Annotated in this window: 21 protein-coding genes; 11 read left to right on the forward strand and 10 right to left on the reverse strand. The window is 68.5% G+C overall.

Translation table 11 applies throughout. The features are described from left to right. Positions 1-70: 70 nt before the first annotated feature. The 4 genes from ACRWNM_RS29650 to ACRWNM_RS29665 are packed head-to-tail and all read left to right on the forward strand — an operon-like array spanning position 71 to position 4,353. Positions 71-1,000: a carbohydrate ABC transporter permease gene (locus tag ACRWNM_RS29650; protein ID WP_431971426.1), complete on the forward strand. Its 930-nt coding sequence runs from the start codon at positions 71-73 to the stop codon at positions 998-1,000. 13 nt (positions 1,001-1,013) lie between these two features. Beyond that, the gene (locus ACRWNM_RS29655) at positions 1,014-1,880 is read left to right on the forward strand and encodes a carbohydrate ABC transporter permease (protein WP_431971427.1); all 867 of its coding nucleotides are present in this window, start codon (positions 1,014-1,016) and stop codon (positions 1,878-1,880) included. Between the two features lie 31 nt (positions 1,881-1,911). After that, entirely contained in the window at positions 1,912-3,240 is a 1,329-nt protein-coding gene (locus ACRWNM_RS29660) for an ABC transporter substrate-binding protein (protein WP_431971428.1), read from the forward strand. A 30-nt stretch (positions 3,241-3,270) separates the two neighbouring features. Next, positions 3,271-4,353 carry an ABC transporter ATP-binding protein gene (locus tag ACRWNM_RS29665; protein WP_431971429.1) on the forward strand — a complete coding sequence of 361 codons (1,083 nt, stop codon included), beginning with the start codon at positions 3,271-3,273 and terminating at the stop codon, positions 4,351-4,353. Between the two features lie 16 nt (positions 4,354-4,369). Here ACRWNM_RS29665 and ACRWNM_RS29670 read toward each other — a convergent pair whose 3' ends face one another. From ACRWNM_RS29670 to ACRWNM_RS29680, 3 genes are all read right to left on the reverse strand, one after another. Continuing rightward, positions 4,370-6,388 (reverse strand): M13 family metallopeptidase, encoded by a 2,019-nt coding sequence (locus tag ACRWNM_RS29670; protein ID WP_431971430.1) that lies wholly within the window; start codon positions 6,386-6,388, stop codon positions 4,370-4,372. 109 nt (positions 6,389-6,497) lie between these two features. Next, complete coding sequence (locus tag ACRWNM_RS29675; protein ID WP_431971431.1) at positions 6,498-6,875, reverse strand: DUF397 domain-containing protein; 378 nt, start codon at positions 6,873-6,875, stop codon at positions 6,498-6,500. 10 nt (positions 6,876-6,885) lie between these two features. Then, positions 6,886-7,737, reverse strand: coding sequence for a Scr1 family TA system antitoxin-like transcriptional regulator (locus ACRWNM_RS29680; protein WP_431971432.1), 852 nt, complete (start codon positions 7,735-7,737; stop codon positions 6,886-6,888). Positions 7,738-7,866: 129 nt separating this feature from the next. Between ACRWNM_RS29680 and ACRWNM_RS29685 the strand changes: the two genes are divergently transcribed. Further along, the gene (locus tag ACRWNM_RS29685; protein ID WP_431971433.1) at positions 7,867-8,409 is read left to right on the forward strand and encodes a hypothetical protein; all 543 of its coding nucleotides are present in this window, start codon (positions 7,867-7,869) and stop codon (positions 8,407-8,409) included. A 6-nt stretch (positions 8,410-8,415) separates the two neighbouring features. On the opposite strand, the gene ACRWNM_RS29690 is transcribed toward ACRWNM_RS29685, so the two are convergent. Both ACRWNM_RS29690 and ACRWNM_RS29695 read right to left on the reverse strand, forming a co-directional pair. Beyond that, positions 8,416-8,910: a DUF4190 domain-containing protein gene (locus ACRWNM_RS29690; protein ID WP_431971434.1), complete on the reverse strand. Its 495-nt coding sequence runs from the start codon at positions 8,908-8,910 to the stop codon at positions 8,416-8,418. A 137-nt stretch (positions 8,911-9,047) separates the two neighbouring features. Further along, positions 9,048-9,836, reverse strand: a complete 789-nt coding sequence (locus tag ACRWNM_RS29695; protein ID WP_431971435.1) for a pirin family protein — start codon at positions 9,834-9,836, stop codon at positions 9,048-9,050. 251 nt (positions 9,837-10,087) lie between these two features. Here ACRWNM_RS29695 and ACRWNM_RS29700 point away from each other — a divergent pair, with 251 nt between their 5' ends. Then, a complete protein-coding gene (locus tag ACRWNM_RS29700) occupies positions 10,088-10,561 on the forward strand; it encodes an NUDIX domain-containing protein (RefSeq protein ID WP_245668567.1) in 474 nt (157 codons plus the stop codon). A 51-nt stretch (positions 10,562-10,612) separates the two neighbouring features. Beyond that, positions 10,613-11,962 (forward strand): MFS transporter, encoded by a 1,350-nt coding sequence (locus tag ACRWNM_RS29705; RefSeq protein ID WP_431971436.1) that lies wholly within the window; start codon positions 10,613-10,615, stop codon positions 11,960-11,962. A 19-nt stretch (positions 11,963-11,981) separates the two neighbouring features. Here ACRWNM_RS29705 and ACRWNM_RS29710 read toward each other — a convergent pair whose 3' ends face one another. Then, positions 11,982-12,632: a hypothetical protein gene (locus ACRWNM_RS29710; RefSeq protein WP_431971437.1), complete on the reverse strand. Its 651-nt coding sequence runs from the start codon at positions 12,630-12,632 to the stop codon at positions 11,982-11,984. Positions 12,633-12,766: 134 nt separating this feature from the next. Between ACRWNM_RS29710 and ACRWNM_RS29715 the strand changes: the two genes are divergently transcribed. Then, positions 12,767-14,434: a DUF4185 domain-containing protein gene (locus ACRWNM_RS29715; RefSeq protein ID WP_431971438.1), complete on the forward strand. Its 1,668-nt coding sequence runs from the start codon at positions 12,767-12,769 to the stop codon at positions 14,432-14,434. Here ACRWNM_RS29715 and ACRWNM_RS29720 read toward each other — a convergent pair whose 3' ends face one another. The 3 genes from ACRWNM_RS29720 to ACRWNM_RS29730 are packed head-to-tail and all read right to left on the reverse strand — an operon-like array spanning position 14,435 to position 16,754. Continuing rightward, complete coding sequence (locus ACRWNM_RS29720) at positions 14,435-15,292, reverse strand: biotin-dependent carboxyltransferase family protein (RefSeq protein WP_431971439.1); 858 nt, start codon at positions 15,290-15,292, stop codon at positions 14,435-14,437. Further along, positions 15,289-15,987 (reverse strand): 5-oxoprolinase subunit B family protein, encoded by a 699-nt coding sequence (locus ACRWNM_RS29725; RefSeq protein ID WP_431971440.1) that lies wholly within the window; start codon positions 15,985-15,987, stop codon positions 15,289-15,291. The genes ACRWNM_RS29720 and ACRWNM_RS29725 overlap by 4 nt, the downstream gene beginning before the upstream one ends. Positions 15,988-16,001: 14 nt before the next feature. Beyond that, entirely contained in the window at positions 16,002-16,754 is a 753-nt protein-coding gene (locus tag ACRWNM_RS29730) for a LamB/YcsF family protein (RefSeq protein ID WP_431971441.1), read from the reverse strand. A gap of 169 nt (positions 16,755-16,923) precedes the next feature. Between ACRWNM_RS29730 and ACRWNM_RS29735 the strand changes: the two genes are divergently transcribed. Further along, on the forward strand, positions 16,924-17,739 hold the full coding sequence (locus ACRWNM_RS29735; RefSeq protein WP_431971442.1) for a hypothetical protein: 816 nt from the start codon (positions 16,924-16,926) through the stop codon (positions 17,737-17,739). 12 nt (positions 17,740-17,751) lie between these two features. Here ACRWNM_RS29735 and ACRWNM_RS29740 read toward each other — a convergent pair whose 3' ends face one another. Beyond that, entirely contained in the window at positions 17,752-19,209 is a 1,458-nt protein-coding gene (locus tag ACRWNM_RS29740; RefSeq protein WP_431971443.1) for a CCA tRNA nucleotidyltransferase, read from the reverse strand. A 640-nt stretch (positions 19,210-19,849) separates the two neighbouring features. Between ACRWNM_RS29740 and ACRWNM_RS29745 the strand changes: the two genes are divergently transcribed. Together ACRWNM_RS29745 and ACRWNM_RS29750 are read left to right on the forward strand one after the other, a co-directional pair. Beyond that, the gene (locus ACRWNM_RS29745; RefSeq protein WP_084501546.1) at positions 19,850-20,386 is read left to right on the forward strand and encodes an NUDIX hydrolase; all 537 of its coding nucleotides are present in this window, start codon (positions 19,850-19,852) and stop codon (positions 20,384-20,386) included. Beyond that, positions 20,383-22,914: a DUF6049 family protein gene (locus tag ACRWNM_RS29750; protein ID WP_431971444.1), complete on the forward strand. Its 2,532-nt coding sequence runs from the start codon at positions 20,383-20,385 to the stop codon at positions 22,912-22,914. The genes ACRWNM_RS29745 and ACRWNM_RS29750 overlap by 4 nt, the downstream gene beginning before the upstream one ends. The last annotated feature ends 385 nt before the right edge of the window (positions 22,915-23,299 follow it).

A 23,299-nucleotide genomic window follows, 5' to 3' on the forward strand; every position in this document is an offset into this window, starting at 1 on the left:
GTCGAATGTTCAGCGCGCCGCCAGGCGATATTCACCGAACATTTGCTGCGCGCGTCGTAAAGTCTCCGCCGTGCGAACACGGCCGGAGCGAGTGCTACCGCAACCCCGCGACAGGGGGCTTCGGGGCAAGCCGTGGCAGGACTACGGGCTGTTCCTCGTGCTCGTCGCGCCGAATCTGGCGCTGCTGACGCTGTTCGTCTACCGGCCGCTGGTCGACAACATCCGGCTCTCCTTCACCGACTGGAACATCTCCGACCCGGTGGCCCGCTACATCGGCTTCGCGAACTACCGGGAGTGGTGGAGCCGGGCCGATTCCTGGGAAATCGTCACCAACACGGTGGTCTTCACGCTGGCCGCGGTACTGGGCAGCATGGCGCTCGGCTTGGCGCTCGCGCTGCTGCTGGATCGGAAGCTGTTCGGCCGCAACGTCGTCCGATCGGCGGTCTTCGCGCCGTTCGTCATCTCCGGCGCCGCGATCGGGGTGGCCTTCCAGTTCGTCTTCGATCCCAGTTTCGGGCTGGTCCAGGATCTGCTGCGCCGCGTCGGCGTCGAGCGGGTGCCGGATTTCTACCAGGACCCGAACTGGGCGCTGTTCATGGTGACGGTCACCTACATCTGGAAGAACCTCGGCTACACCTTCGTCATCTACCTGGCCGCCCTGCAGGGCGTGCGGGCGGATCTGATGGAAGCCGCCGAGATCGACGGCGCGAGCCGCTGGACCATGTTCGCCGAAGTGCTGCTGCCGCAACTACGCCCGACCACGTTCTTCCTGTCCATCACGGTGCTGCTGAACTCGCTGCAGGTCTTCGACATCATCAACGTGATGACGCGCGGCGGGCCGCTCGGCACCGGCACGACGACCATGGTCTACCAGGTCTATCAGGAATCGTTCCGCAACTTCCGGGCCGGGTACGGCGCCACCGTCGCCACGCTCATGTTCCTGGTGCTGCTGGTCGTCACGCTGATCCAGGTACGCGTGATGGATCGGGGCGAGCAATGAGACCCGGCGAACGATGAAAAACACAGGGCCGCAGACACGTTCGTACCGCCGACGGCAGCGGGCGGCGACCCTGCTCGGGTACGCGGCCATGGTGTGCGTGCTCGCCGTCGTCGGCGTCCCGCTGTTCTGGATCGTCATCACCTCGTTCAAGGCGCGCCCGGACATCTACACCCAGCCCGCCGTGTACTGGCCGCACAGCTGGCATCCGGAGAACTACACCGAGGCCACCTCGGCGCTGCCGTTCTGGACCTTCCTGCGCAATTCGCTGCTCGTCACCGGGACCATCGCCGCGGTGAAGTTCGCGCTCGGCGTGCTCAGCGCCTACGGCCTGGTGTTTCTGCGCTTCCCGGGCAAGACGGTGATCTTCCTGGTGATCATCGCGGCGCTGATGGTGCCGAACCAGATCACGGTCATCTCCAATTACGCGCTCGTCGCGCAGTGGGGGTGGCGCAACACCTTTCAGGGCATCATCGTGCCGCTCTGCGGCGTCGCCTTCGGAACCTTCTTGATGCGCAACCACTTCCTCTCGCTGCCCACGGAGATCATCGAAGCGGCCCGCATGGACGGCGCCAACTGGTGGCGGCTGCTCACCAGGGTGGTGCTGCCGATGTCCGGGCCGACGATGGTCGCTTTCGCGGTGGTCACGCTGGTCAACGAGTGGAACGAATACCTCTGGCCGTTCCTGATGGCCGACGACACGCGCGTCGCGACGCTGCCGGTCGGCCTGACGCTGCTGCAGAACACCGAGAATCCCAGCGTCACCAACTGGGGGCCGGTGATGGCGGGGACGCTGCTCACCATGCTGCCGATCCTCGTCGTGTTCCTGCTGCTGCAACGCCACATGATCAAGGGCCTCACCTCCGGTGCGGTCAAGGGTTGACGGGCAGATCCGTCGGAAAGTGAGGAATCACGTGACCGCAGCACCGTTCCCCGGGCTGTCCCGGCGCGGATTCATCGGACTGGCGGGCGCGGCCGCCGCGGGAGTGGCGCTGACCGCGTGCGCGGGCACCGGCGGCGGGGGTGAGCAGGGCGGAGACGCGAACACCATCACCTTCTGGTCGAATCACCCTGGCACCTCGAAGGAATTCGAGCTGGAGCTGATCCGGCGGTTCCACGCGAAATACCCTGATCTGCGGGTCGACCTGGTCGACGCGGGCAAGAACTACGAGGAGGTGTCGCAGAAGTTCAACGCGGCACTTTCCGGCGGTGCGCTGCCGGATGTGGTTGTGCTCTCGGATGTCTGGTGGTTCAACTACGCGCTGAACGGCACCATCGAACCCCTGGACGGGCACTTCGCCGACGCCGGGGTGCGGCTGGACGACTACGTCGATTCGCTGGCGGCCGACTACCTGTTCGACGGCAAGCATTACGCGCTGCCCTACGCCAGATCGACGCCGCTGTTCTATTACAACAAGGATGTCTGGGCCGCGGCCGGACTGCCCGATCGCGGTCCGGAGAGCTGGCCGGAGTTCGACGAGTGGGGCCCGAGGATCCAATCCGTGGTGGGCGAGGGCAAACTCGCGCACGGCTGGGGCGATGCGAAGAACTACCTGGCCTGGACCTTCCAGGGCCCGAACTGGACCTTCGGCGGCGCGTACTCCGACGGCTGGACCCTGAAGTTCACCGAACCCGGCACCATCGCGGCGGGCAACTTCCTGCGCCAGATGATCCACACCAAGAAATACGCGGGCATCGAGCCGCAGATCGCGGTCGATTTCGGCGCAGGCGTGATCGCCTCCACCATCGCCTCCACCGGAGATCTGCGCGGGATAAAGAAGAACGCCGAGGGCAAGCTGAATTTCGGCACCGCGTTCCTGCCGCATCCCACCGGGCCCGGCGTCACCACCGGCGGTGCGGGACTCGCCATCCCGTCGCGTATCTCGGACGAGCGAAAAGTCAACGCGCTCAGATTCATCGAATTCGTCACCAATGTCGAGAGCACCGCGTATTTCTCGCAGAACACCGGGTACATGCCGGTACGGAAATCGGCCGTGCACGACCCGAGCGAGCAGCGATTCCTGGCCGAGAATCCGAACGCGAAGGTCGCGATCGAGCAACTGCCGCTGACCAAGTCGCAGGATTACGCTCGCGTTTTCGTGCCCGGCGGCGATCAGATCATCGGAACAGGATTGGAGCAGATTGGACTTCGGAATGCGGATCCCGCAACGGTTTTCGCGAATGTCGCGCAGCAGTTGCAGACGATTGTCGACCGCCAGGTCACGCCCAAGCTACCCAAGTAAGTTCCCGCGACGACACGAGGAGACTTCAGCATGGCGACGGTGCATTTCGACCGGGTGACCCACCGATATCACGGTGCGCCCGCGCCCGCTGTCGACGATTTGGAGCTCGAGATCGCCGACGGGGAGTTCCTGGTCCTCGTCGGACCGTCGGGCTGCGGCAAGTCCACCAGCCTGCGCATGCTGGCCGGGCTGGAATCGGTGGAGAGCGGGCGCATTCTGATCGGCGGCCGCGACGTCACCGGACTGCCGCCGCGGGCGCGCGACGTGGCCATGGTGTTCCAGAGCTACGCGCTCTACCCGAACATGACCGTCGCGCAGAATATGGGATTCGCGCTGCGCAATGCCGGAGTCGACAAGGCCGAGGCCGCCGTCCGGGTCAAGGAGGCCGCCGAGATGCTCGAGCTCGAGGATCTGCTCGACCGCAAGCCCGCCAAGCTCTCCGGCGGGCAACGCCAGCGCGTCGCCATGGGGCGGGCAATCGTGCGCAGGCCACAGGTCTTCTGCATGGACGAGCCCCTGTCCAACCTGGACGCCAAACTGCGCGTGAGCACCCGATCTCAGATCGCCGCTTTGCAGAAACGCCTCGGCGCCACCACCGTTTACGTCACCCACGACCAGGTGGAGGCCATGACGATGGGCGACCGGGTCGCCGTGCTTCGCGAGGGCAGGCTTCAGCAGATCGCCGCCCCGCGCGCGCTCTACGACGACCCGGTCAACACCTTCGTCGCAGGCTTCATCGGCTCGCCGGGCATGAACCTCCTCGACGCGCCCGTGCGCGACGGCGCCGCGGTGCTCGACAACCTCCGAATCCCGCTGCCCCGCAGCGCCGCAGCGGGCCATCGCGTCATCGTCGGCATCCGCCCCGAATCCTGGGAAGTCACCGCCGATCCCGCGACCGGCCTCACGGTCACCGCCGAAATCCTCGAAGAAATCGGCGCCGAATCCTTCGTCTACAGCCACGGCGCCTCGGAGGACTGGCGCAGCCGCACCGGCAAGGTGGTGGCCCGCGTCGACCGCCGCTTCCACCTCGCCCTCGGCGACCGACTCCACCTACGCGCCGAACCCGACGAGATCTTCTTCTTCGATCCCGAAGACGAATCCCGCCTCCGCTGAAGCGATTTCGACAGGACTACCAGATTTTCACGCGTTCGGCGGGTTCCAGGTAGAGGGCGTCGCCGGGGTTGACGTCGAAGGCTTCGTGGAAGCTGTCGATGTTGCGGACGACGGCGTTGCAGCGGAATTCGGGCGGGGAGTGGGGGTCGACGGCGAGGCGGCGGATGGCCTCCTCGGAGCGAGCCTTGGTGCGCCAGACCTGGGCCCAGCCGTAGAAGACGCGCTGCAAACCGGTGAGCCCGTCGATGACCGGGGGCTCGGCGCCGCTCAGCGAGATCTTGTACGCCTCCAAGGCGATGGAGAGGCCGCCGAGATCGCCGATGTTCTCGCCGATGGTGAATTCGCCGTTGACGGTGTGCTCGTCGGCCAGGTCCTTCGGGGAGAGCACGCTGTACTGATCGATCAAAGCCTTGGTGCGCTTGGCGAATTCGGCGCGGTCGGCATCGGTCCACCAGTCGATCATGTTGCCGTCGCCGTCGTACTTGGCGCCCTGATCGTCGAAGCCGTGGCCGATCTCGTGGCCGATCACCGCGCCGATGCCGCCGTAGTTGGCCGCGTCGTCGGCGTTCATGTCGAAGAACGGCGGCTGCAGAATCGCGGCGGGGAAGACGATCTCGTTCATGCCCGGGTTGTAGTAGGCGTTCACCGTCTGCGGGGTCATGAACCATTCGTCGCGATCGACCGGCCCGCCGAGCTTCTTCAGATCGCGATCGTGCTCGGCCGAGTACCCGCTGCGGTAGTTGCCGACCAGGTCGGCGGGATCGATCACCACGGCGGAGTAATCGCGCCAGCGCTCCGGGTAGCCGATCTTCGGGGTGAACTTCTCCAGCTTGGCCAGCGCCGCCTTCCTGGTGTCCGGCCCCATCCACTCCAGCTCGGAGATGTTGCGACGGTACGCCTCCTGGAGATTGGCGACCAGCTCGACCATCCGAGCCTTCGCCTCCGGCGGAAAGTGCTCGGCCACATACAGTTTGCCGACCGATTCGCCGAGCAGTTCCTGCACCAGGGAGACGCCGCGCTTCCAGCGCTCCCGGTTCTCCTGGGCGCCGGTGAGCGTGCGGCCGTAGAAGTCGAAGTTCTCCTCGACCACCTCGTCGGTGAGATACGCCGCGCGCGAACGCAGGACGCGCCACGCGGCCCAGGCCCGCCAGTCGGCCGGATCTTCCTCGGCCCAGGTCTGCGCGAAGGCGCGCAGGTACGAGGGCTGACGCACCACCACTTCGGCGAACAGCTCGTCGGCCGGCTTGCCCGCGCCTGCGGCGAGGGCCGAAGTCCACGCGGCCCAGTCGAATTCGGGGTTCTCGGCGACCAGCGCGTCGAATGTGGTGAGGTTGTAGCTCAGTTCGGCGTCGCGGCGGCGGACCACGTCCCAGTGGCCCGCGGCCAGCTTGCGCTCGAGCTCGAACACCCGCTGCCCGATCGAGTCCAGGTCTTCCGGCAGCAGCGCGGCGATGCGCGGATCGGCCGCGGCCAGCGCGAACATGCGGCCGATGTGCGCGATGTACTTCGCGCGGATCTCGGCGAATTCGTCCTGGCGGTAGTAGGACTCGTCGGGCAGGCCGATGCCGGACTGGCCCGCGTGCACCAGGTAGCGGCTGGAGTCCTTGTCGTCGGTGTCGACGTAGACGCCGACCGCGCCGCCGATGCCGGTGCGCTGGAGCCGCCCGAGCAGCGCGGCGAAGGCGCTGCGATCGGCGACCTCGTGCACGGCCGCGAGTTCGGCGGAGATCGGCGCGAGCCCGGCGGCGGCGACGGTCTCGGTGTCCATGAAGCTCGAGTACAGGTCGCCGATCTTGCGCGCGTCGGTGCCCGGCTCGGCCGCCTCGGCCGCGGCGTTCTGGATGATGGCCTTGACGTCCAGCTCGGCCTGGTCGTACAGCGCGCGGAAGGCGCCGTCGACCGCGCGGTCGGCCGGTATCCGATAGTGGTCCAGCCATTTGCCGTTGACATGCACGAACAGGTCGTCCTGCACCCGGACGGAGTCGTCGAGATGGGACAGGTCGAGGCCGGAGGGGCTGATCGGTTCGGAAGTCACGATGTCCAGTATGCCGATCCGGCGCGAGCGCGCGAGGCGATAACCGCCGCGGACGCGGCCCGTTCACGCAGAGTGAACCCCCGGTCGCGCGGCGACCGGGGGCTGGCGATCAGGCGGGCAGGATGATGCTGTCGAACTCGCCGTCGTGCGCGCCGGCGAGGAAGGCTTCCCACTCTTCGGGGGTGTAAGTGAGGGTGACGTCGCCGTGGCGGAGCGTGGTGGCGCCGTCCGCGGCGGTGTGGACGATCAGGTCGGTGTGCGCCCGTCCACTGTTGAGCAAGGTCAGGAACGAAGTCCATGCGCTCGCGGTGACGGTGATGATGGGCTCTTCGGCGGGGCGGTTGGCCGGGTTGCGGCGGTATTTGCTGTCACGGATGAGCACCGCATCACCATCGAACCGGACCTCGACGCATTGGTTGCCGTTGTTCGATCGGCTCGACGTGAACCAGCCGGTGGAGCCCGGCTGGGGGCTAGCGGTGGTGGCCATGGGCAGGATTTTACCCGAGCGCGTACCGTCTGATCAGGGCCAATGATTCGTCACGGGTCAGCGATTGCTCCAACGCGCGCAGGTAGGCGAAGCTCAGATCGCGCACCAGATCGGGGTCGTCGACCGCACCGCCGAACACCGCGCTCTCGGCCCAGCCGAAGGTGGGCAGCTGCACTCCGACGAAGTCGATCAGATGGAAGCTGCAACCGCCGAGAGTGGCGCCCGCGGTCGCGGCGAACGGGATGACGCGCACCTCGACACTGTCCAGTTCTTCGATCAGTTTGGCCAGGTGTTCGAGCTGGCCGTGCAGCACGGCCGGGCCGCCGGTCTGCTGCAACAGCGCGGCTTCGCCGATGACGGCGGTGAGCTCGACGCGGTCCGGACCGCGCAACCGTTCCTGGCGACGCATGCGGATGGACACCAGCTCTTCCACCTGCACGGGACGGATCATCACGTCGGCGCTGATGAGTGCGCGGGCATAGGCCTCGGTCTGTAGCAAACCCGGCACGATCAGGCTGTCGTAACTGCGGATGCTCTGCGCGCCGTGCTCCATTCCGTACAGCCGCTGGAGTTCCGGGCCGATCAGCGCGGAGGACTTCGCCCACCAGCCGCGCTGTTTGCTGGCGTCGAGCAGGGTGAGCAGTTCGGTGCTCTCCTCGGCGGTCACCTCGAGCAGTTCGAGCACGGGACCGATGGTGTTGCCGGTGAGTACGCGCCTGCCCTTCTCCACGTGCGACCAGTTCGCCGGGGTGAAGCCGACCAGCTTGGCGAAGGTGGCGGAATCGAAGCCACGCTGCTCACGCAACTCGCGAAGGCGCAGCACCAGCTCCCAACGCGCGACAGTGGGCGAGACGGGTGCCATAGCACGGGATGCTACGCCTCGGCAACACGCCAGCGTGTGACTATTGTCAACCCAGTTGCGCAGGGCTAGGGTCGACACCAACGGCCGATTCACCCGTCACGTTCACTCCGTATCGAGGCGAGGTTCGTCATGAGCACGTTCCGCATTGAATCAGGCAGTCACGGTCCACTCGGATCGCCGGACGCCTCGCCATCGCATGCGGCCGCTCAGGAGTACACGGCCAACCAGGACGCCTTCGCCCGCTGCCGCCACTACCGCAAGGACAACGGGCTGTACGCCGTCGTCGACCCGGCGCTCGGTCGCATCATGCTCGAGGTCGGGGCCGTCGGCGCGGTCGTCATGCCCGCCTCCCTCGGCACGAAGGTGCGCGGGTTGCTCACCACCGGCGGACGACAAGGCGGACCGATCATCGCGCATCCGCGTTCAGGGCGCTGGACGTTCCTGACCGGTCCGACCGACAACTCCTACCTGGACATGGCGCTCTTCGCCGACCTTTTCCGGGTCTGCGCCGCGGTCGCCTTGCCCGGCAGCCGAATCGTGCTGCCATCGCCCGCCGATGAACACACCGGTTACCGCACCTGGGTCGCGCGGCCGAACCGGGACTACCGGCCGGAGCTACCGGAGGTGATCGCCGCTACCAGGGCGGCGACGATCCCGCCCAAGCACGAATGAACTCGCCTATGGCGTCGGCCGCGGCGTCAGCGTGACGCTGAAGCGATCCTCGATGTTCTGGTTCCACTTCCGCTCGCACTCGTCGATCTTGGCCTGATCGTTGCCGGCCTTGTCCAGGCAGTCGAGCAGATCCTTGCCGCCGGAATCGACGAAGAAACTCCAACCGACGATGGCGATCAGGACCGTGCCGATCAGGGCGAGCACGCTCAAGATCGAACCGGTGACGGCCATTCCGGTCCCGCCCGCGGTGCCCCTCCTGGCCTTGGCGAAGGCGATGATGCCGAAGATCAGGCCGAACAGGCCGAACACGGCGCCGCCGAGGATGGTCCAGAAGCTGAGCAACGCCAGGATGCCGAGCACCAGCGCGGTGATGGCGAGCCCCTTGCCCTTCGGCGATTCCTGCCAGTAGCCGCCCTGTCCGGGCGGGGGATACCCGCCGGGCGGCGGATACTGTCCGGGCGGCGGCGGAGGGTACTGTCCGGGCGGGGGATATTGCGACATGGACTTCCTCTCAGTCGGTGCCGCTGGGGAACTCGCTGCGGGTCTCGCGGGTTCTGCTGGGGCGCTGCGCGGCGGTCGCCTACTGATCGCGCTCCGTACATTCGGATGTTAATCGGACATACCGAACGAGGGACCGCTCATTGTCCGCCGAGTCGCGCGTGCATCTCCCAGACCAAGACCTCCGCCGGGCCGTGCGCGGTGATGCGCTGGCCGCCGCTGCGCGTCAGGCGCACCGCGTCGCCTTCGTACAGCGGTCCGACGCCCTCCATCTCCACCTCGCCGCGGGCGACGAAAAGATGCAGGTACGGCGCGTCCGGCAGGTCGATCACCTGCGGCTCGGCGCCGGGCTCCGCATCGGCCATGCGGGCCACGTGCAGCGCGGAATGGCTGCTGTTGATCGCGATGGCGGTGCGATCGCGGTAGCGCGGCAGGCCCGAGGCCACGGTGACCAGGCCGCCGCCCGCCAGCTCGTCGTCGATCTCCAGCTGCTCGTAGCCGGGGGTGAGGCCGGGCTCGTCGGGCACCACCCACATCTGTACGAAATGCACGGGCTCCTGGTGCTCGGCACTGTTGTCCAGCCGCCAGGAGTCGTTCTTCTCCGAATGCAGGATGCCGGTGCCCGCGCTCATCCGCTGGGCCAGGCCCGGGTAGATGACGCCGCTGTGCCCGAGCGAATCCTGGTGCACCAAGCTGCCGCCTAGGACCCAGGTGACGATCTCCATGTCCCGGTGCGGGTGGGTGTCGAAACCCTGCCCGGGCAGCACGATGTCCTCGTTGTTCACCAGCAGCAGGCCGTGGTGGGTGTTCTCCGGGTCGTAGTGCTCACCGAAGGAGAACGAATGCTTCGAATCCAACCAGGACACCCGCGTTTTCATGCGGTCGCCGCCACGGTGGACATCGATGTGGGGCGTCGTGAGTGTGGACATCTGGGTCCTCCTCTCTCCGACCGTGCACCGATCACCTTTCAGGGTAGGAGCACTCGAGGTCGACGTACTCCTGATTCCTAGTAAATTGTCCTGCACTCGGCATTTTACGCGAGCGACCAGCGGGTGAACGGCAGGCAACCAGTACCGACCGGTGCGGCGACGCGAGAACAGGACACGTAGGGTAACCGGCGACGGAGCCCTCTCCCGACGGCACCGGGTTCGTAACACGATGCGCCCCAACGGAACCGGAGGTGAGAGCCGAAATGCGACGGGAGGCGCTCGATCGCATCGAGCGGCAGCTCCGCTCCGAGGCGCGCCGCGACGGCATCAGCGACTTCGTGGTCGGTGTCGCCGTGTTCCGCGACCGGAAGCTCCTCGTGGTCCGGCGGGTGCCCGACGACTACCACGGCGGCATGTACGAACTGCCCGGCGGCGGCGTGGAATCGGGGGAGACCTTCGCCGAGTGCGTGGCGCGCGAATTGTTCGAGGAGACCGGGCTGCGGGTGCGCAGCATCACCGAGTTCCTCGGCGGCATCGACTACGCCACCCGCACCAAACCGAGGGTGCGCAAGTTCAGCTTCCTGGTCGAGGTGGAGCCCGGCGAGGTGGCGCTGGCGCCGGGCGAACACGACGCCTTCGCCTGGATAGACGCGGGCGCACTCGACGAGCTGCCGATGGCGCCGGATATGCGCGCGGCCGTCAGTTCCCTGGTCAGCTGGGGCTGACTGAGGGACGTATCTCCGCCCGTGCTCGGTCGAGAGGGCACAATCAGGGCGGTGTCGATCGGTCGCCAAGAAGACAGCCCGCTCGCCGACGCGCCGCGCGTTCGGCTGCGCACGGCGCTGCGCGAGAGTCCCGGCGTGGTGCGCTTGGCCATCGTGCGCTTCGCCGGACAGTTCGGTGACGGGATGTTCCAGGCGGCGTTGTCCGGCGCGATCCTGTTCAATCCCGAGCGCGAGACCGATCCGCTGGCCATCGCCGCCGGCTTCGCCGTCCTGCTGCTGCCGTATTCGGTGATCGGGCCCTACGCGGGCGCGTTGCTCGACCGCTGGGATCGGCGCGCGGTGCTGCTGGTGGCGAATGTGCTGCGTGGCGTGCTGATCGGCGTGACGAGCGTGTGCCTGGTCGCGGGGGTCGCCGAGCCACCGGTGCTGCTGCTCGCGCTGGCCGTGATCGGCATCAGCAGGTTCGTGATGGCGGGCGTCTCGGCGGCGCTGCCGAAGGTGCTCGCCCAGCAGTGGCTGGTGCCGATGAATTCGGTGCTCGCCACGGTGGCCTCGGGGTGCGCGGCCGCGGGCGCAGCCATCGCGGTGGCCGCCATCGGGGTGATCGGGGCGGGCGATTTCGGGTCGGCCGTCGCCGTCGCGATCAGCGCGGCCGGTTCGGTGCTCGGCGCGCTCCTCGCGGCGGGCTTCCGGTCCGGCGTGCTCGGCCCGGAGGACGGCAGCGAGGTCCGGGAAGGGACCGCGCACGCGATCATCACCGGGTTGCGCACCGGCGCGATGGCGGTGTGGCAGTCGGTCTCGGTGACCACGGCGATGATCGGCATCGGCACGCACCGCGTGGTGTTCGGGGCGAACACACTGATCATGGTGCTGGTGTTGCGGCATGTGCCCGAGGGTTCCGGGCTGAGCAGCGGGCTGATCGGGTTCGGTGTGGCGATCGCCGCGACGGCCGCGGGCATGCTGGTCGCCGCCGTCGTCGCGCCGCTGGTGATCCCGCGGTTGGGCCGATCGCGCACGGTGGTCACCGGGCTGGTGGCGGCGATGGTCGTGCAGTTGACCCTGGTGACGCCCATCGCCGTGGCCGAGGCGGGTGCGGCGGCCGAGCGCGCGCATCATCTGCTGCTGGCGGGCGCCTTCCTGTTCGGGCTGGCCGGGCAGACGATCAAACTCACCGGCGACGCCACCATGCAGATAGATATCGACGACGCGCGACGCGGACAGGTGTTCGCCCTGCAAGACACCGTCTTCAACATCGCGTTCGTCTCGGCCATCGCACTCGCCGCCGTGCTGATCCCCGACGACGGGCGTTCACTGCCGGTGGTCGTGGCGGGCGCGGTCGGGTATGGACTGGGGATTCTCGCGATCGCGCTGAACAGCAGGCGGCGGACGACCGCGCGTTAGAACGGCGGGCGCTCGCGGATCACCAGCGCGAGTGCGAATCCTCGAACAGGTCGGGTGCCTGCGCGGGCGGTTCGCCCATCGGCGCGGTCTCGGTCGGCAGCGGCGGGTCGCCGGGGCGGGCCTGGCGGTCGGACCACATCGGATACTCCGACCCGAGCATCGAATGATGCTGCGGCTCGGGATGATTCGGGGCGGGCGGCAGGTCTCGCGGCGACGCCGGGTGGTCCCACGGGGGAACCTGGTGCACGGCGCCTGCGTGCGCCATCGGTTCCGGGTGGATCGGGTAGTCGGCGAGGGCTTCGGTGACGGTGGGGGCCGCACCGTACTGCGGGGCGGCGAGGGGCTCGGGGCCGGTGCGCACGATCCAGTCGAGCGGTTCGCTGGACGCGTCGGCGGCCGAGCCGGTGACCTGGTGATTCCAGGTGCCGAGGCCGGTGGGATCGGTATAGAAGTGGTCGAGCACGCCGTCGTCGTCGAGATCCAGCGCGGTCACGTCGGCGATGCCGGTGCCGTGCGAATCCCACATCGCGTCGTCGACCAGGCCGTCGCCGTCGAAATCCAGCTGGATGGCGTCGGCGGTGCCGGTGCCTGCCAGGTCGAGATCGGCCGGTGACGACCAGACGTGGACGGTGCCGTCGCCCGTCCCGAAGCCGTACTCGATGTCGTTCATATCTGCTTGGACGCGACCGGCCCGAATACGGTTCCATCGCGATCGCGATCGGCGCCGCACGGCGCCCGGCCGGAGCACGTCCGTTCCGGTAAGTTGATCGAGCTGCGACCAATTCGACCAGGGAGTCAACAGATATGGGAGCGCTGCCGCGGAAGCTGGAATCCCCAGCGCTCTTCGGGGTACTGCTCGCCGGAGTGCTGACGGTCCCCGCGCCCGCGCAGGCCGCTCCGCATCCGTGGGCGCCTCCACCGGTGAATCTGTGCGGCGAGACGGGATTCGATCCGCTTGCCCGTGAGCCCGACCCGAACCTGCCGCCGGCACCGCCGATCGTGCTGCCGCCGCAGATCGACATTCCCGTGCCGATCCCGGAGATCACCCCGGTGCCGGTGCCGGACCCGCCGCAGGACACCACCCGCATCGTTCCCGAGCCGCTGCCCGAGGATCCGTGCCGGAACCCGTGTCCCGACATCCGCGACACGCCGAAACCGGAGACAGCGGCTTCGGACCCGGAGACGCCCGAGGCGCCCGCCCCCGGCACCGGATCGAGCTCGGGCAGCGGCAGCGGTTCCGGCACGGGCAGTGCGGATACGGGCAGTGCGGACACAGGCAGCTCCGGCACAGGAAGTTCAGGCACGGGCAGCGGCACCGGCTCGGGCAACGGCGGAATCCAGTTGTCGCGCATCGAGTTCCGCCCGGAGATCGAGCCGATCCCCGTTCCCGTGCCGGGCGGTCCCGGCGAGAAGCCCCAGGATCCGCCGCCGCTGGTCGTGCATCCGGTCGAACCGGGGCCGGTGGCCGAAAGCGTCGGCAAGCCGTTGGTCCACGAGGTCGAACTGGTCGGCCAGGTCACCGGGCACGGCTCGGACAACCGCACCGACATGCGCTGGCAGGTCGACGGCACCGACCTGGGCCTGATGTGGGAGACCAAGCCCGGCGAGGTCGCCGTGGTCTTCGGCGACACCTTCGGCGAGGGCTGGGTCACCGGCGGCGCGGGCGGCCCGGACTGGCGCAGCAACGTACTCGCCTACAGCACCGACCGCGACCTGTCCGACGGCCTGACCATCGACACCATGGTGCAGGACACCCGCTGCCACGCGGCCGAGATCCTGAGCAGCCGCAAGATCAAGAACTGGGAGACCACCGTGATCCCGACCTCGGGGTTCGCGATCGGGCAGCGCCAGTACCTGAGCTACATGTCGGTGAACAGGTGGAGCCGTATCCCCGGTCTGTGGCGGACCAACTACGGCGGCATCGCCTGGTCCGACGACAACGGCAGCACCTGGACCAAGGATCAGTACGCCAAGTGGGACAACCTCTTCGGCATCGGCCAGTTCCAGGTCACCGCGATGGTCCCGCAGGGCGACTACGTGTACATGTTCGGCACGCCCAACGGGCGGGTCGGCATGGTCGGGTTGGCCAGGGCGCCGAAGAATCAGGTGCTGAACAAGACCGCCTACCAGTACTGGGTGCACGGCAGCTGGGCGCCGGTCATCGAAAACCACGCGACGCCACTGTTTCTCGGCATAGCGAGCGAGGTGTCGGTGCGCTACGACGCGGCCGCGGGCACATGGCAGATGGTGTACCTGGATTCGGCGCAGGGCGCCATCGTGCTGCGCGAAGCCGCTGCGCCGCAGGGTATCTGGACCGAATCGGTGCCGCTGGCGTACACCTCGGACTACCCGAAGGCCTACGGCGGCTTCATCCACCCGTGGTCGTCGGGACGGGATCTGTACTTCACCATCTCGGCCTGGGACACCTACAACGTGTATCTGATGCGCGCCGACGTGAGCGTGCCGAAGTGATCAGCTGACCCGCAGGAAGCGCAGTCGCTGACCCGGCCTGGCCTGGGCCACCGCGTCGACGTCGGCGTCGAGTACCACCGCGATCACCGGATAGCCGCCGGTGATCGGGTGATCGGCGAGGAAGATCACCGGCTGACCGCTCGGCGGCACCTGCACCGAGCCGAGCGCCATGCCCTCGGTACGCAATTCGCCGGTGATCCGCCGCCGCAACGGCGGTCCGCTGACGCGGCCGATGCGGGCGCCCACCCGGTCGGTGTCGGGTGAAACCGCCCACTCGCCCGCGAAAAGCGCTGCGGCGTCGTCGAACCAGTCGTCGCGCGGGCCGAGCAACGCACGCACCGTGACGAGCCCGCCGGACGGACCGGCGACGGGCGCGACATCGACGAGCGGCAGCTCGCGCGGCACCGGCCCGATCGGCAGGCGAACGCCCGCGCGCAGCGGTTCCGGCCCGATGCCGGACAGGGTGTCGCGGCTGCGTGATCCGAGCACCGGCGCGACGTCGATGCCGCCGCGCACCGCGACGTAACTGCGCAGCCCGTTCGGCGCGAAGTCGAGCCGAAGGGACTGTCCCTCTTCGATTTCCAGCACGCTGGCATGACCGACCGGGGTACCGTCGAGCACCGCCTGGGCGGGCGCGCCGGTGACGGCGACGGTGTGGTGCCGTTCGGCGCGCAACACCAGGCCGCCGAGCAGCACCTCGATCGCCGCGGCGCCCTCCGGATTCCCGACCAGCCGATTCGCCAGGCGCAACGACGCGCGATCGGCCGCGCCCGAAGGTCCGACGCCGGAATCGAACCAACCCGGGCGGCCCAGATCCTGGATGGTGGCCAGCGGACCGACCCACTCGACGAACATCATCCGGCCACCTCGAAACGGACCAGACCGCCCGCGCGGATCAGCGCGGGCGGATCGCGGTCGACATCCCACATCGGCAGCTCGGTGCGGCCGATCAACTGCCAGCCGCCCGGTGTGCTGCGCGGATACACCGCCGAGTAGCCGCCCGCGAGCGCGACGGCGCCCGCGGGTATCGACGTGCGAGCCGAGTCCCTGCGCGGGACGCTCAAACGGCCGTCGGGGGACTCCAGGTAGCCGAAGCCCGGTGCGAATCCGACGAACGCGCAGCGCCACACCGTGCCGGTGTGCGCGGCGATCACCTCGTCCTCGGTCATGCCGAGCAGTTCGGCGACGCCGGCCAGATCCGCTCCGTCATAGCGCACCGGAATGACGATCGGCTCGGGAGAATCGTTGTGCGGCAGTGTTTCACGGGAAACATCCGGCGAATCAGGCTCGTGCTGGGCGTCTTCCAGCAGTGCGCAGATCTCGCGGCGCACCGATTCGGCGTCATCGGCGGATACCAGGGTCACCAGCACGGTCTCGGCGGCGGGCAGCACGTCCTGGACGCCCTCGGGTGCGCTGTCGCGTAGCCCGTCCGCCAACCTGGCAGCCAGGGCGGGCTCGCTCGGCGTGACCAGCAATGCTCGATCCCCAGCGGCACGAATGTACTGCTGCCAGGGCGATTTTCGATCCCGCAGAGCGGCGCTGGGATTTCTCATCGCATCGCTCCGGTTTACGCGAACGGCTCGACCGGCACACCCGACTCGGCGAGCGACGCGCGAATCCGGCGCGCCATCTCCACCGCGGCGGGAGTGTCGCCGTGCACGCACAGGCTGGCCGCGGTGACCGCGACCGCACCGCCCTCGATCGTGCGCGCGGTGCGCGACGCCGCGATCGACATCGCCTGGGCCACGGCCTCGTCGGCGTGCAATACCGCGCCGGGCTGTCCGCGCGGGGCGAGCGAGCCGGACGGGGTGTAGGCGCGATCGGCGAAGCCCTCGCCGACGAATCGGATCTTCGCTTCGGCGGCGGCCGTCTCCAGCTCCGTCCCGGCCGGGCCGAGCAGCGCGAGCTCGGCGTCGTAGTCGGCCAACGCCGTGAGCAGCGCCTCGGCCAGCTCCCGATCCGCCGCGGCGGCATGGTAGAGCGCGCCGTGCGGCTTCACGTAGCGGACCCGGTCGCCCGCCGTCTTGGCGAAGGCATCCAGCGCCCCGATCTGATACAGCACCTCGTCGCGCAGCTCGGCGGGCGCGACGGCGATCGCGCGCCTGCCGAATCCGACCAGATCGCGGTACCCGACGTGCGCGCCGATCCGCACTCCCTTGCGCACCGCCGTCGCGCAGGTGGCGCGCATGATCGACGGATCGCCCGCGTGGAAGCCGCAGGCGATGTTGGCGCTGGTCACGATGTCGAGCATCGCCGCGTCGTCGCCCATCGTCCACGGGCCGAAGCCCTCGCCGAGATCGCTGTTGAGATCCAGCGCCATCGGTGTCCTCCCGCCGTCGATCCTGCGCGTGCCCCGACATTGTCGTCCTCGCGCGCCGCACCGGCCAAAGAATCGGCAGACCGGCGCCGATGGCCGCCTCCTCGAGCAGACGATCGCCTCCCCGTACGAATGGTCGCACCGCTCGGCGGCAAGTACCCTCGAAGCAATCATGGCCACGTATTTCGATCCGAAGTCATGGTCACCGCTGTGGGCCGTCGACTTCGGCAAGCGCCTGTTCGATCAGTCCTGGCTGGAGCAATGGATCGCGACGACCACCTCGTGGATGGATCCGGTCGTCGACCTCGGCTCGGGCACGGTCACGGCGCTGATGCCGGACGCACTGATGACGGTGCTGAGCGAAGGCATCCTCAGCAGGTTCGGCGGCCAAGAGGTCAACGCCACCCTGCTCGGCCACGAGGTGAACGCGACGCTGCAGGTGTTGAAGGTGCGCAGGCGCGGAGCGCACTTCCAGACCAAGACGGTGCTGTCGCGGCTGAGCTGGGACGAACACCCCATCGAAGCGGTGACGGTGATCGCGCACGGCGTCCGGTTGATCCCCGGCGTCCCGACCAAGTTGCGGGCGTCTCAGCTGGACGTGGAGGCCACCGTCACCACGGCGGCCCTGGTCGGCTGGCTGAACACCCTGCCGCTGGATTGGCAGCTGAGCGTGCACCAGAGCGGCCTGATCGTGGCCAGGCACCGAAAACGCAGGCTGACCGCGCTGGTCGACGCCGCGGTCGAGAACAACCTGCTCACCGTCGAGATCCACCGGGCCAACTGGCTCGGCGTCCGGATACCGCGGCGCGCGATCACCGCGCCCGCGCTGCTGCTGGAGAACCTGCCGCGGCACGCCCGCATCGCACACGCCGTCCGCGAGGGCGACCTGGTCCGATTCCGCGCGGACCTGCCGGAGACGACCGGCTCGTTCGACCTGGCGCAGATCCGCAACGCCATCGTCGCGGGCACCACGCTCATCGTCTTCTGAGCGAAAGCCTTTTCAGCTCTGCGACTTCCACCATTCCAACAACGCCGCCTCGGCTTCCTCGCGGGTCAGCGGGCCGCGGTCGAGGCGCAGCTCCTTGAGATAGTTCCACGCCTTGCCGACCTCCGGGCCGGGCGGCAGGCCGAGCAGCTCCATGATCGCGTTGCCGTCCAGGTCGGGGCGGACCTTGGCCAGGTCCTCCTCCTGCTGGATGCGCTCGATCCGCACCTCGAGCTCGTCGTAAGTGGCCTGTAGCGCGGCCGCGCGGCGCTTGTTGCGGGTGGTGCAGTCCGCGCGCACCAACTTGTGCAGCCTGGGCAGCAGCTCGGCGGCGTCGGTGACGTAGCGGCGCACCGCGGAATCGGTCCACTGCCCCTTGCCGTAGCCGTGGAAACGCAGGTGCAGGAAGACCAGCCTCGCCACGTCCTCGGTGAACTGCTTCGGATACTTCAGCGCGCGCATCCGCTTGCGCACCATCTTGGCGCCGACCACCTCGTGATGGTGGAAGCTGACGCCGCCGCCCGCCTCGTTGCGCTTGGTGTCGGGCTTGCCGATGTCGTGCAGCAGCGCCGCCCAGCGCAGCACCAGGTCCGGATCGCCGTCCTCGAGGTCGATGGCCTGCTGAAGCACGGTCAGGGAGTGCCAGTACACGTCCTTGTGCTGGTGGTGCTCATCGATCTCCAGCTTCATGGCGGGCACCTCGGGCAGCACCCGCTGGGCGAGACCGCTCTCACACATCACATTGATGCCGTCGATCGGATGCGCGCCGCCGATGAGCTTGTCGAGTTCGGTGCGCACCCGCTCGGCGGTGATGCGATCGATCTCGCCCGCCATCGCCTCGATGGCCACGCGCACCCGCGGCGCCAGTTCGAAGCCGAGCTGGGAGACGAAGCGGGCGGCGCGCAGCATGCGCAGCGGATCGTCATGGAACGAATCCTCCGGCGCCGCAGGGGTGTCCAGCACACCGGCCAGCAGCGCGTCCATGCCACCGAGCGGATCGATGAACTCGAGCGAACCGTCCGCGGCGATCTTCACGGCCATCGCGTTGACGGTGAAGTCGCGGCGCACAAGATCGCCTTGGAGCGTGTCGCCGAAGGTGACCTCCGGATTGCGCGACACCCGGTCGTAGGAGTCGCTGCGGAAGGTGGTGATCTCCAGCTGCTGATCGTCCTTGGCCGCGCTGACCGTGCCGAACGCCAGGCCGCCGGTATCCCACAGGTGGTCGGCCCACCCGCGCATCAGCTCCTGCACCTGCTCGGGCCGCGCGCTGGTGGTGAAGTCCAGATCCGTGCCGAGCCGCCCGAGCACCGCGTCGCGCACACTGCCGCCGACCAGATACAGCTCGTGCCCGCGCGCCGCGAACAGTTCACCGAGTGGCGTGAGCACATCGGCGAGCCCGCCGAGAGTGACCGCCGCCGCGGCCAGCAACCGGGTACGCCGCTCCTCGGAAGACAGCGGAGCTGGATCGGTCACTTGCGCATCCTCGGACTTGGGCGAAACCACGAAGCAGCAGCTTACCGAGCCGGGAAAAGCGATTTTCCGGGACGCGACCGAACAACCGCCTCGGACGAAAGGTGACGTCCATCCCACCTGACAAACCGATGGTCACAACCACTCCGGGCAGCCCATGAAGCGAACTCCCACATCCCCAACCACCCCGAGGGTGAGTCTTACGAGCCCGTTCGCGGCCGTCTCGCTTCCCAGCGGCCGAGACGCATGCGACGCAGTCGCGAGTCTCGCCCCAAGCAAGCCAGCCGCAAAGATCTGGAATCCACGCAACATCCCATCCCCACTCACCCACCACGGAGCGAGCCCGACAAGCGACCGTTCGCGGCCATCTCGCTTCCCAGCGACCGAGACGCATGCGACGGCAGTCGCGAGTCTCGACGCCTACCAAGTCAGATGTAAGAGCCTTGAACTCACGCAACATCGCACCCTCACCTGCCCCACCACGGAGCGAGCCCGACGAGCGACCGTTCGCGGCCGTCTCGCTTCCCAGCGACCGAGACGCATGCGACGCAGTCGCGAGTCTCGGTCGCTGGGAAGCGAGACATAGAGGGCCGCGAACCCGCCGCGCGCCAGCGCGGCAAATTGAACACAGTAGGATTGCTTGGTGTCTCCGGCCGATCGCGCGAACAGTCGACGCCGCCAGCCTCGGCGCCGCGGTTCGGCGGCCAACGCGGCGAAACCGCGCATGCGTACCGTCCGGGAGACTTCGGCGGGGGGATTGGTCGTGGACGGTCTGGACGGACCGAGCGATAAACGCAGCGCTGCCTTGATCGGTCGCACCGATCGCCGTGGCCGGTTGCTGTGGTCGTTGCCGAAGGGTCATATCGAGGAAGGCGAGACGGCGGAGCAGACCGCGATCCGTGAGGTGGCCGAGGAGACCGGCATTCACGGCGTGGTGGTGGCCGAGTTGGGCAGTATCGATTACTGGTTCGTCACCGAGGGCCGCCGGGTACACAAGACCGTGCATCATTATCTTTTGCGTTCCGTCGGCGGCGAGTTGTCCGATGCCGACGTGGAGGTCACCCAGGTCGCGTGGGTTCCGTTGACGGAACTGGATTCTCGTTTGGCCTATGCCGACGAGCGCAGACTGGCCGAGGTGGCGAACCGGTTGATCGACCGGATGGAGACCGGCAAGCGATGACGCGTGGACTGTTCCGGATCATCGTGGCGGTCCTGACCCTGCTCGGTTCGATGACGGCCGCGCCGGTGTTGCTCGCCGCCCCGTCGGGTGCGCAGCCGAACGGGTCGAACAATTCCACGACGCCCAAATTCTTGAAGCTGTCGCTGGATTCGGTTTCGCCCTCGGCGGTGACCACGACCAGTGATTCGCTGCTCACGGTGTCGGGCACGGTGACGAACATCGGCGATCGCGTCGTCGACGACGTCAGCGTCCGTATTCAACGGGCCGCCGCGGTGTCGGCGCCGAGCGGGTTGCGTTCGGCGCTGCGGCTGGACCAGGTCAACTACGAGCTCACCGGTCCGTTCGAGGACGTGGTGGAGCGGCTCAGTCCCGGGCAGCGCAAGCAGTTCACGTTGAGCATTCCGCTGCGGTCGGACGACGACGCGTCGTTGCAGATCACCGAGCCCGGCGTGTATCCGCTGCTGTTGAACGTCAACGGCGAGCCCGCGTACGGCAGCCAGGCGCGGCTCGACGACGCACGGTTCCTGCTGCCGGTGCTCGGCCTGCCGCCGGCCGGGCCGAACGCCCCGCAGCCGGTGCCTGCGCCGAGCGACGCTCCGGTGGCGACGACGTTGCTGTGGCCGCTGGCCGACCGGCCGCGGATGGTGGCGGGCGTGCCGGGTTCGGTGAACGGGAACGTCGAGCTGACCGACGACGAGCTGGCCGCTTCGCTCGGCAAGGGCGGGCGCCTGGAGCAGCTGCTCGGCGCGCTGGAGTCGGCGCTCGGTTCCGGGGCGAGCCGGGATCGCGGCCTTGCCTCGGCGGTGTGTGTCGCCGTCGATCCGGATCTGCTGCTCACCGTGCAAGCGATGACCAGGGGTTACCGCGTGCTCGCCAGCCCGTCGGATCCGGACGGCGCGACGCGCGAGGGCACCGGCGCGGAGCACGCGCAGACCTGGCTGGACCGGTTGCGCACGCTCGCCTCGTCGGTGTGCACGGTGGCGTTGCCGTTCGCCCAGGTGGACGTGACCGCGCTGGCAGCGGTGAACGATCCCGAGCTGTCGGCCCGCGCGTTGCACGCGCCCGCGGAGATCATCGATTCGATCCTGGCGACCCGCTCGCTGCGCGGGGTCAGCCTGCCGGATTCCGGCAGCATCGACACGAGTGGCGGGAAGTTGTTGCGCAGCCACGGTTTCGGCACCGCCGTGCTGGCCGGCACGGCCGCAGTGCCGGTCGGCGAGGCGGGCTCGGCGGATTTCAGCAACGGTCGCGCGTCCGCGGGCGCGGAGACGGACGTCGCCGAGTCCGCGGCGCCCGAACTGGTCCGGCTACCGGACGTCACCGCGCACCCGACGCCGGAGCAGTCGCCCCCGGCCCCCGAACCCGGCGCACCGCCCGCCGCACAGCCGGACCCGGCCCTGCACGCGGCGACCTTCGACATCTGGTCCGCGACGGCGCTCGCCGCGGTCGGTTCGAATCCGCCGACGCCGTCGTTCACCCCCGACCGGGTGCGCTACGACGTCACCAACGACTCGCGCGCCGCCCGTCTCCAGGACGCGCTGGGCGCGGTCTCGTGGAGCGCGCTGCATCCGGAGCCGGGCAAGCCGCGCTCGCTGCTGCTGATGCCACCGCAGCAGTGGGGCGCCAACCGGGACGAGGCCGCCGCGCTGCTCGCGCAGCTGGAGCTGCTGGTCAGGAACAATCTCGCGGTGCCGCGCTCGTTCACGGACCTGCTCGCGCAGCCGCCGGACGCCCAACCGCACGAGCTCGACTATCTGCCGCAGGCCGCCGAGGACGCGGTGCCCGCGCGATTCGTGTTGCCGACCCGCGACCAGGGCCACCGAATCACCGAACTGATGCGAGCGCTGGTGGACGTGCCGGAGATCGAGCCGACGCCGCGCCAGTTCCTCACGCCGTTGCGCGACGACCTGCTGCGGGTCCTCTCCCTCTCCGATCGCCGCACCGGCAATGCCACCCAGCCGGACACCTTCGCGCAGCGACGGCTGGATCAGACGACCCGCACGATGGACAACCTGTACCGGTCGGTGACGGTGCTCCCGCCCGGCGGCGTGTACACGCTGGCCTCCGAGCAGAGCCCGCTGCTGCTGGTCGCGCGCAACGACCTGCCCGTCGCGATCCGCATCAGGTTCCGTATCGAGGCGCCCGCCGAGACGAATATCACCGACATCGGCGAACAGCAGCTTCCACCGAAGGGCACGCGGTCGTTCCAGATTCCCACCGAGGTCAGCGACAGCCGCAACCTGGTGATTCCGATTTCCCTCACCACCTCCGACGGTGTCGCGCTCGGCAACGCCACCTCGGTCTCGGTGCGTTCGAACGCCTACGGCCAGGCCTTGGCCATAATTACGGCATGCGCCGGACTGCTGCTCTTCCTGTTGGCCGGCCGCCGGCTCTGGCGGCGCTTCCGTGGCAAGCCCGATCCCGCGGACGAGGGTTTCGACCCGGGCATCAGGCGTCGGGTGAACAGGTACCGGCGTGCGCGCAAGCGAGTACTACGCGAACAGGATCACGGACACGATGAGGGATGATCGATCGGATGCCCTCACCGTGCGGGACAATCGGAGCATCGTCGTGCCCGCTCCGGCGCGGGCGCGTAAACCAGCACGGCGGGGGAGGCTCGATGGGCGAAACGCCGATCGGGCATGCCGGATGCGCAGGTCCGGTACGACACAGGAGGCATGATGAGCGACGATGATTTATCCGCTCATCGGTCTCGACCTGATGAACGACCTGACGGGCCGCCCGCCCGCCGGGCGCCCGCCGCACCTTGGGAGCGGGTCCGGCCGCAGAGCGAACCGCAGGAGGATCCCGGCATGACGCACCGGGACCCCTACGGCGAGTATCCGAGAGTGCCTCGGGTCAGCCGCCCGTCCGGGCCGCCGCAAGGCGGTCGGATGGCGCCGCCCTCGGGGC

This window comes from Nocardia sp. bgisy134 (assembly GCF_965341865.1).
Lineage (GTDB): Bacteria > Actinomycetota > Actinomycetes > Mycobacteriales > Mycobacteriaceae > Nocardia.

Bases quoted from the DNA above. Each gene is read 5' to 3' on its own strand.
- ACRWNM_RS29655 (WP_431971427.1), top strand. From the start codon at position 1,014: ATGAAAAACACAGGGCCGCAGACACGTTCGTACCGCCGACGGCAGCGG.
- ACRWNM_RS29665 (WP_431971429.1), top strand. From the start codon at position 3,271: ATGGCGACGGTGCATTTCGACCGGGTGACCCACCGATATCACGGTGCG.
- ACRWNM_RS29675 (WP_431971431.1), bottom strand. From the start codon at position 6,875: ATGGCCACCACCGCTAGCCCCCAGCCGGGCTCCACCGGCTGGTTCACG.
- ACRWNM_RS29680 (WP_431971432.1), bottom strand. From the start codon at position 7,737: ATGGCACCCGTCTCGCCCACTGTCGCGCGTTGGGAGCTGGTGCTGCGC.
- ACRWNM_RS29685 (WP_431971433.1), top strand. From the start codon at position 7,867: ATGAGCACGTTCCGCATTGAATCAGGCAGTCACGGTCCACTCGGATCG.
- ACRWNM_RS29690 (WP_431971434.1), bottom strand. From the start codon at position 8,910: ATGTCGCAATATCCCCCGCCCGGACAGTACCCTCCGCCGCCGCCCGGA.
- ACRWNM_RS29695 (WP_431971435.1), bottom strand. From the start codon at position 9,836: ATGTCCACACTCACGACGCCCCACATCGATGTCCACCGTGGCGGCGAC.
- ACRWNM_RS29710 (WP_431971437.1), bottom strand. From the start codon at position 12,632: ATGAACGACATCGAGTACGGCTTCGGGACGGGCGACGGCACCGTCCAC.
- ACRWNM_RS29715 (WP_431971438.1), top strand. From the start codon at position 12,767: ATGGGAGCGCTGCCGCGGAAGCTGGAATCCCCAGCGCTCTTCGGGGTA.
- ACRWNM_RS29720 (WP_431971439.1), bottom strand. From the start codon at position 15,292: ATGATGTTCGTCGAGTGGGTCGGTCCGCTGGCCACCATCCAGGATCTG.
- ACRWNM_RS29725 (WP_431971440.1), bottom strand. From the start codon at position 15,987: ATGAGAAATCCCAGCGCCGCTCTGCGGGATCGAAAATCGCCCTGGCAG.
- ACRWNM_RS29730 (WP_431971441.1), bottom strand. From the start codon at position 16,754: ATGGCGCTGGATCTCAACAGCGATCTCGGCGAGGGCTTCGGCCCGTGG.
- ACRWNM_RS29735 (WP_431971442.1), top strand. From the start codon at position 16,924: ATGGCCACGTATTTCGATCCGAAGTCATGGTCACCGCTGTGGGCCGTC.
- ACRWNM_RS29750 (WP_431971444.1), top strand. From the start codon at position 20,383: ATGACGCGTGGACTGTTCCGGATCATCGTGGCGGTCCTGACCCTGCTC.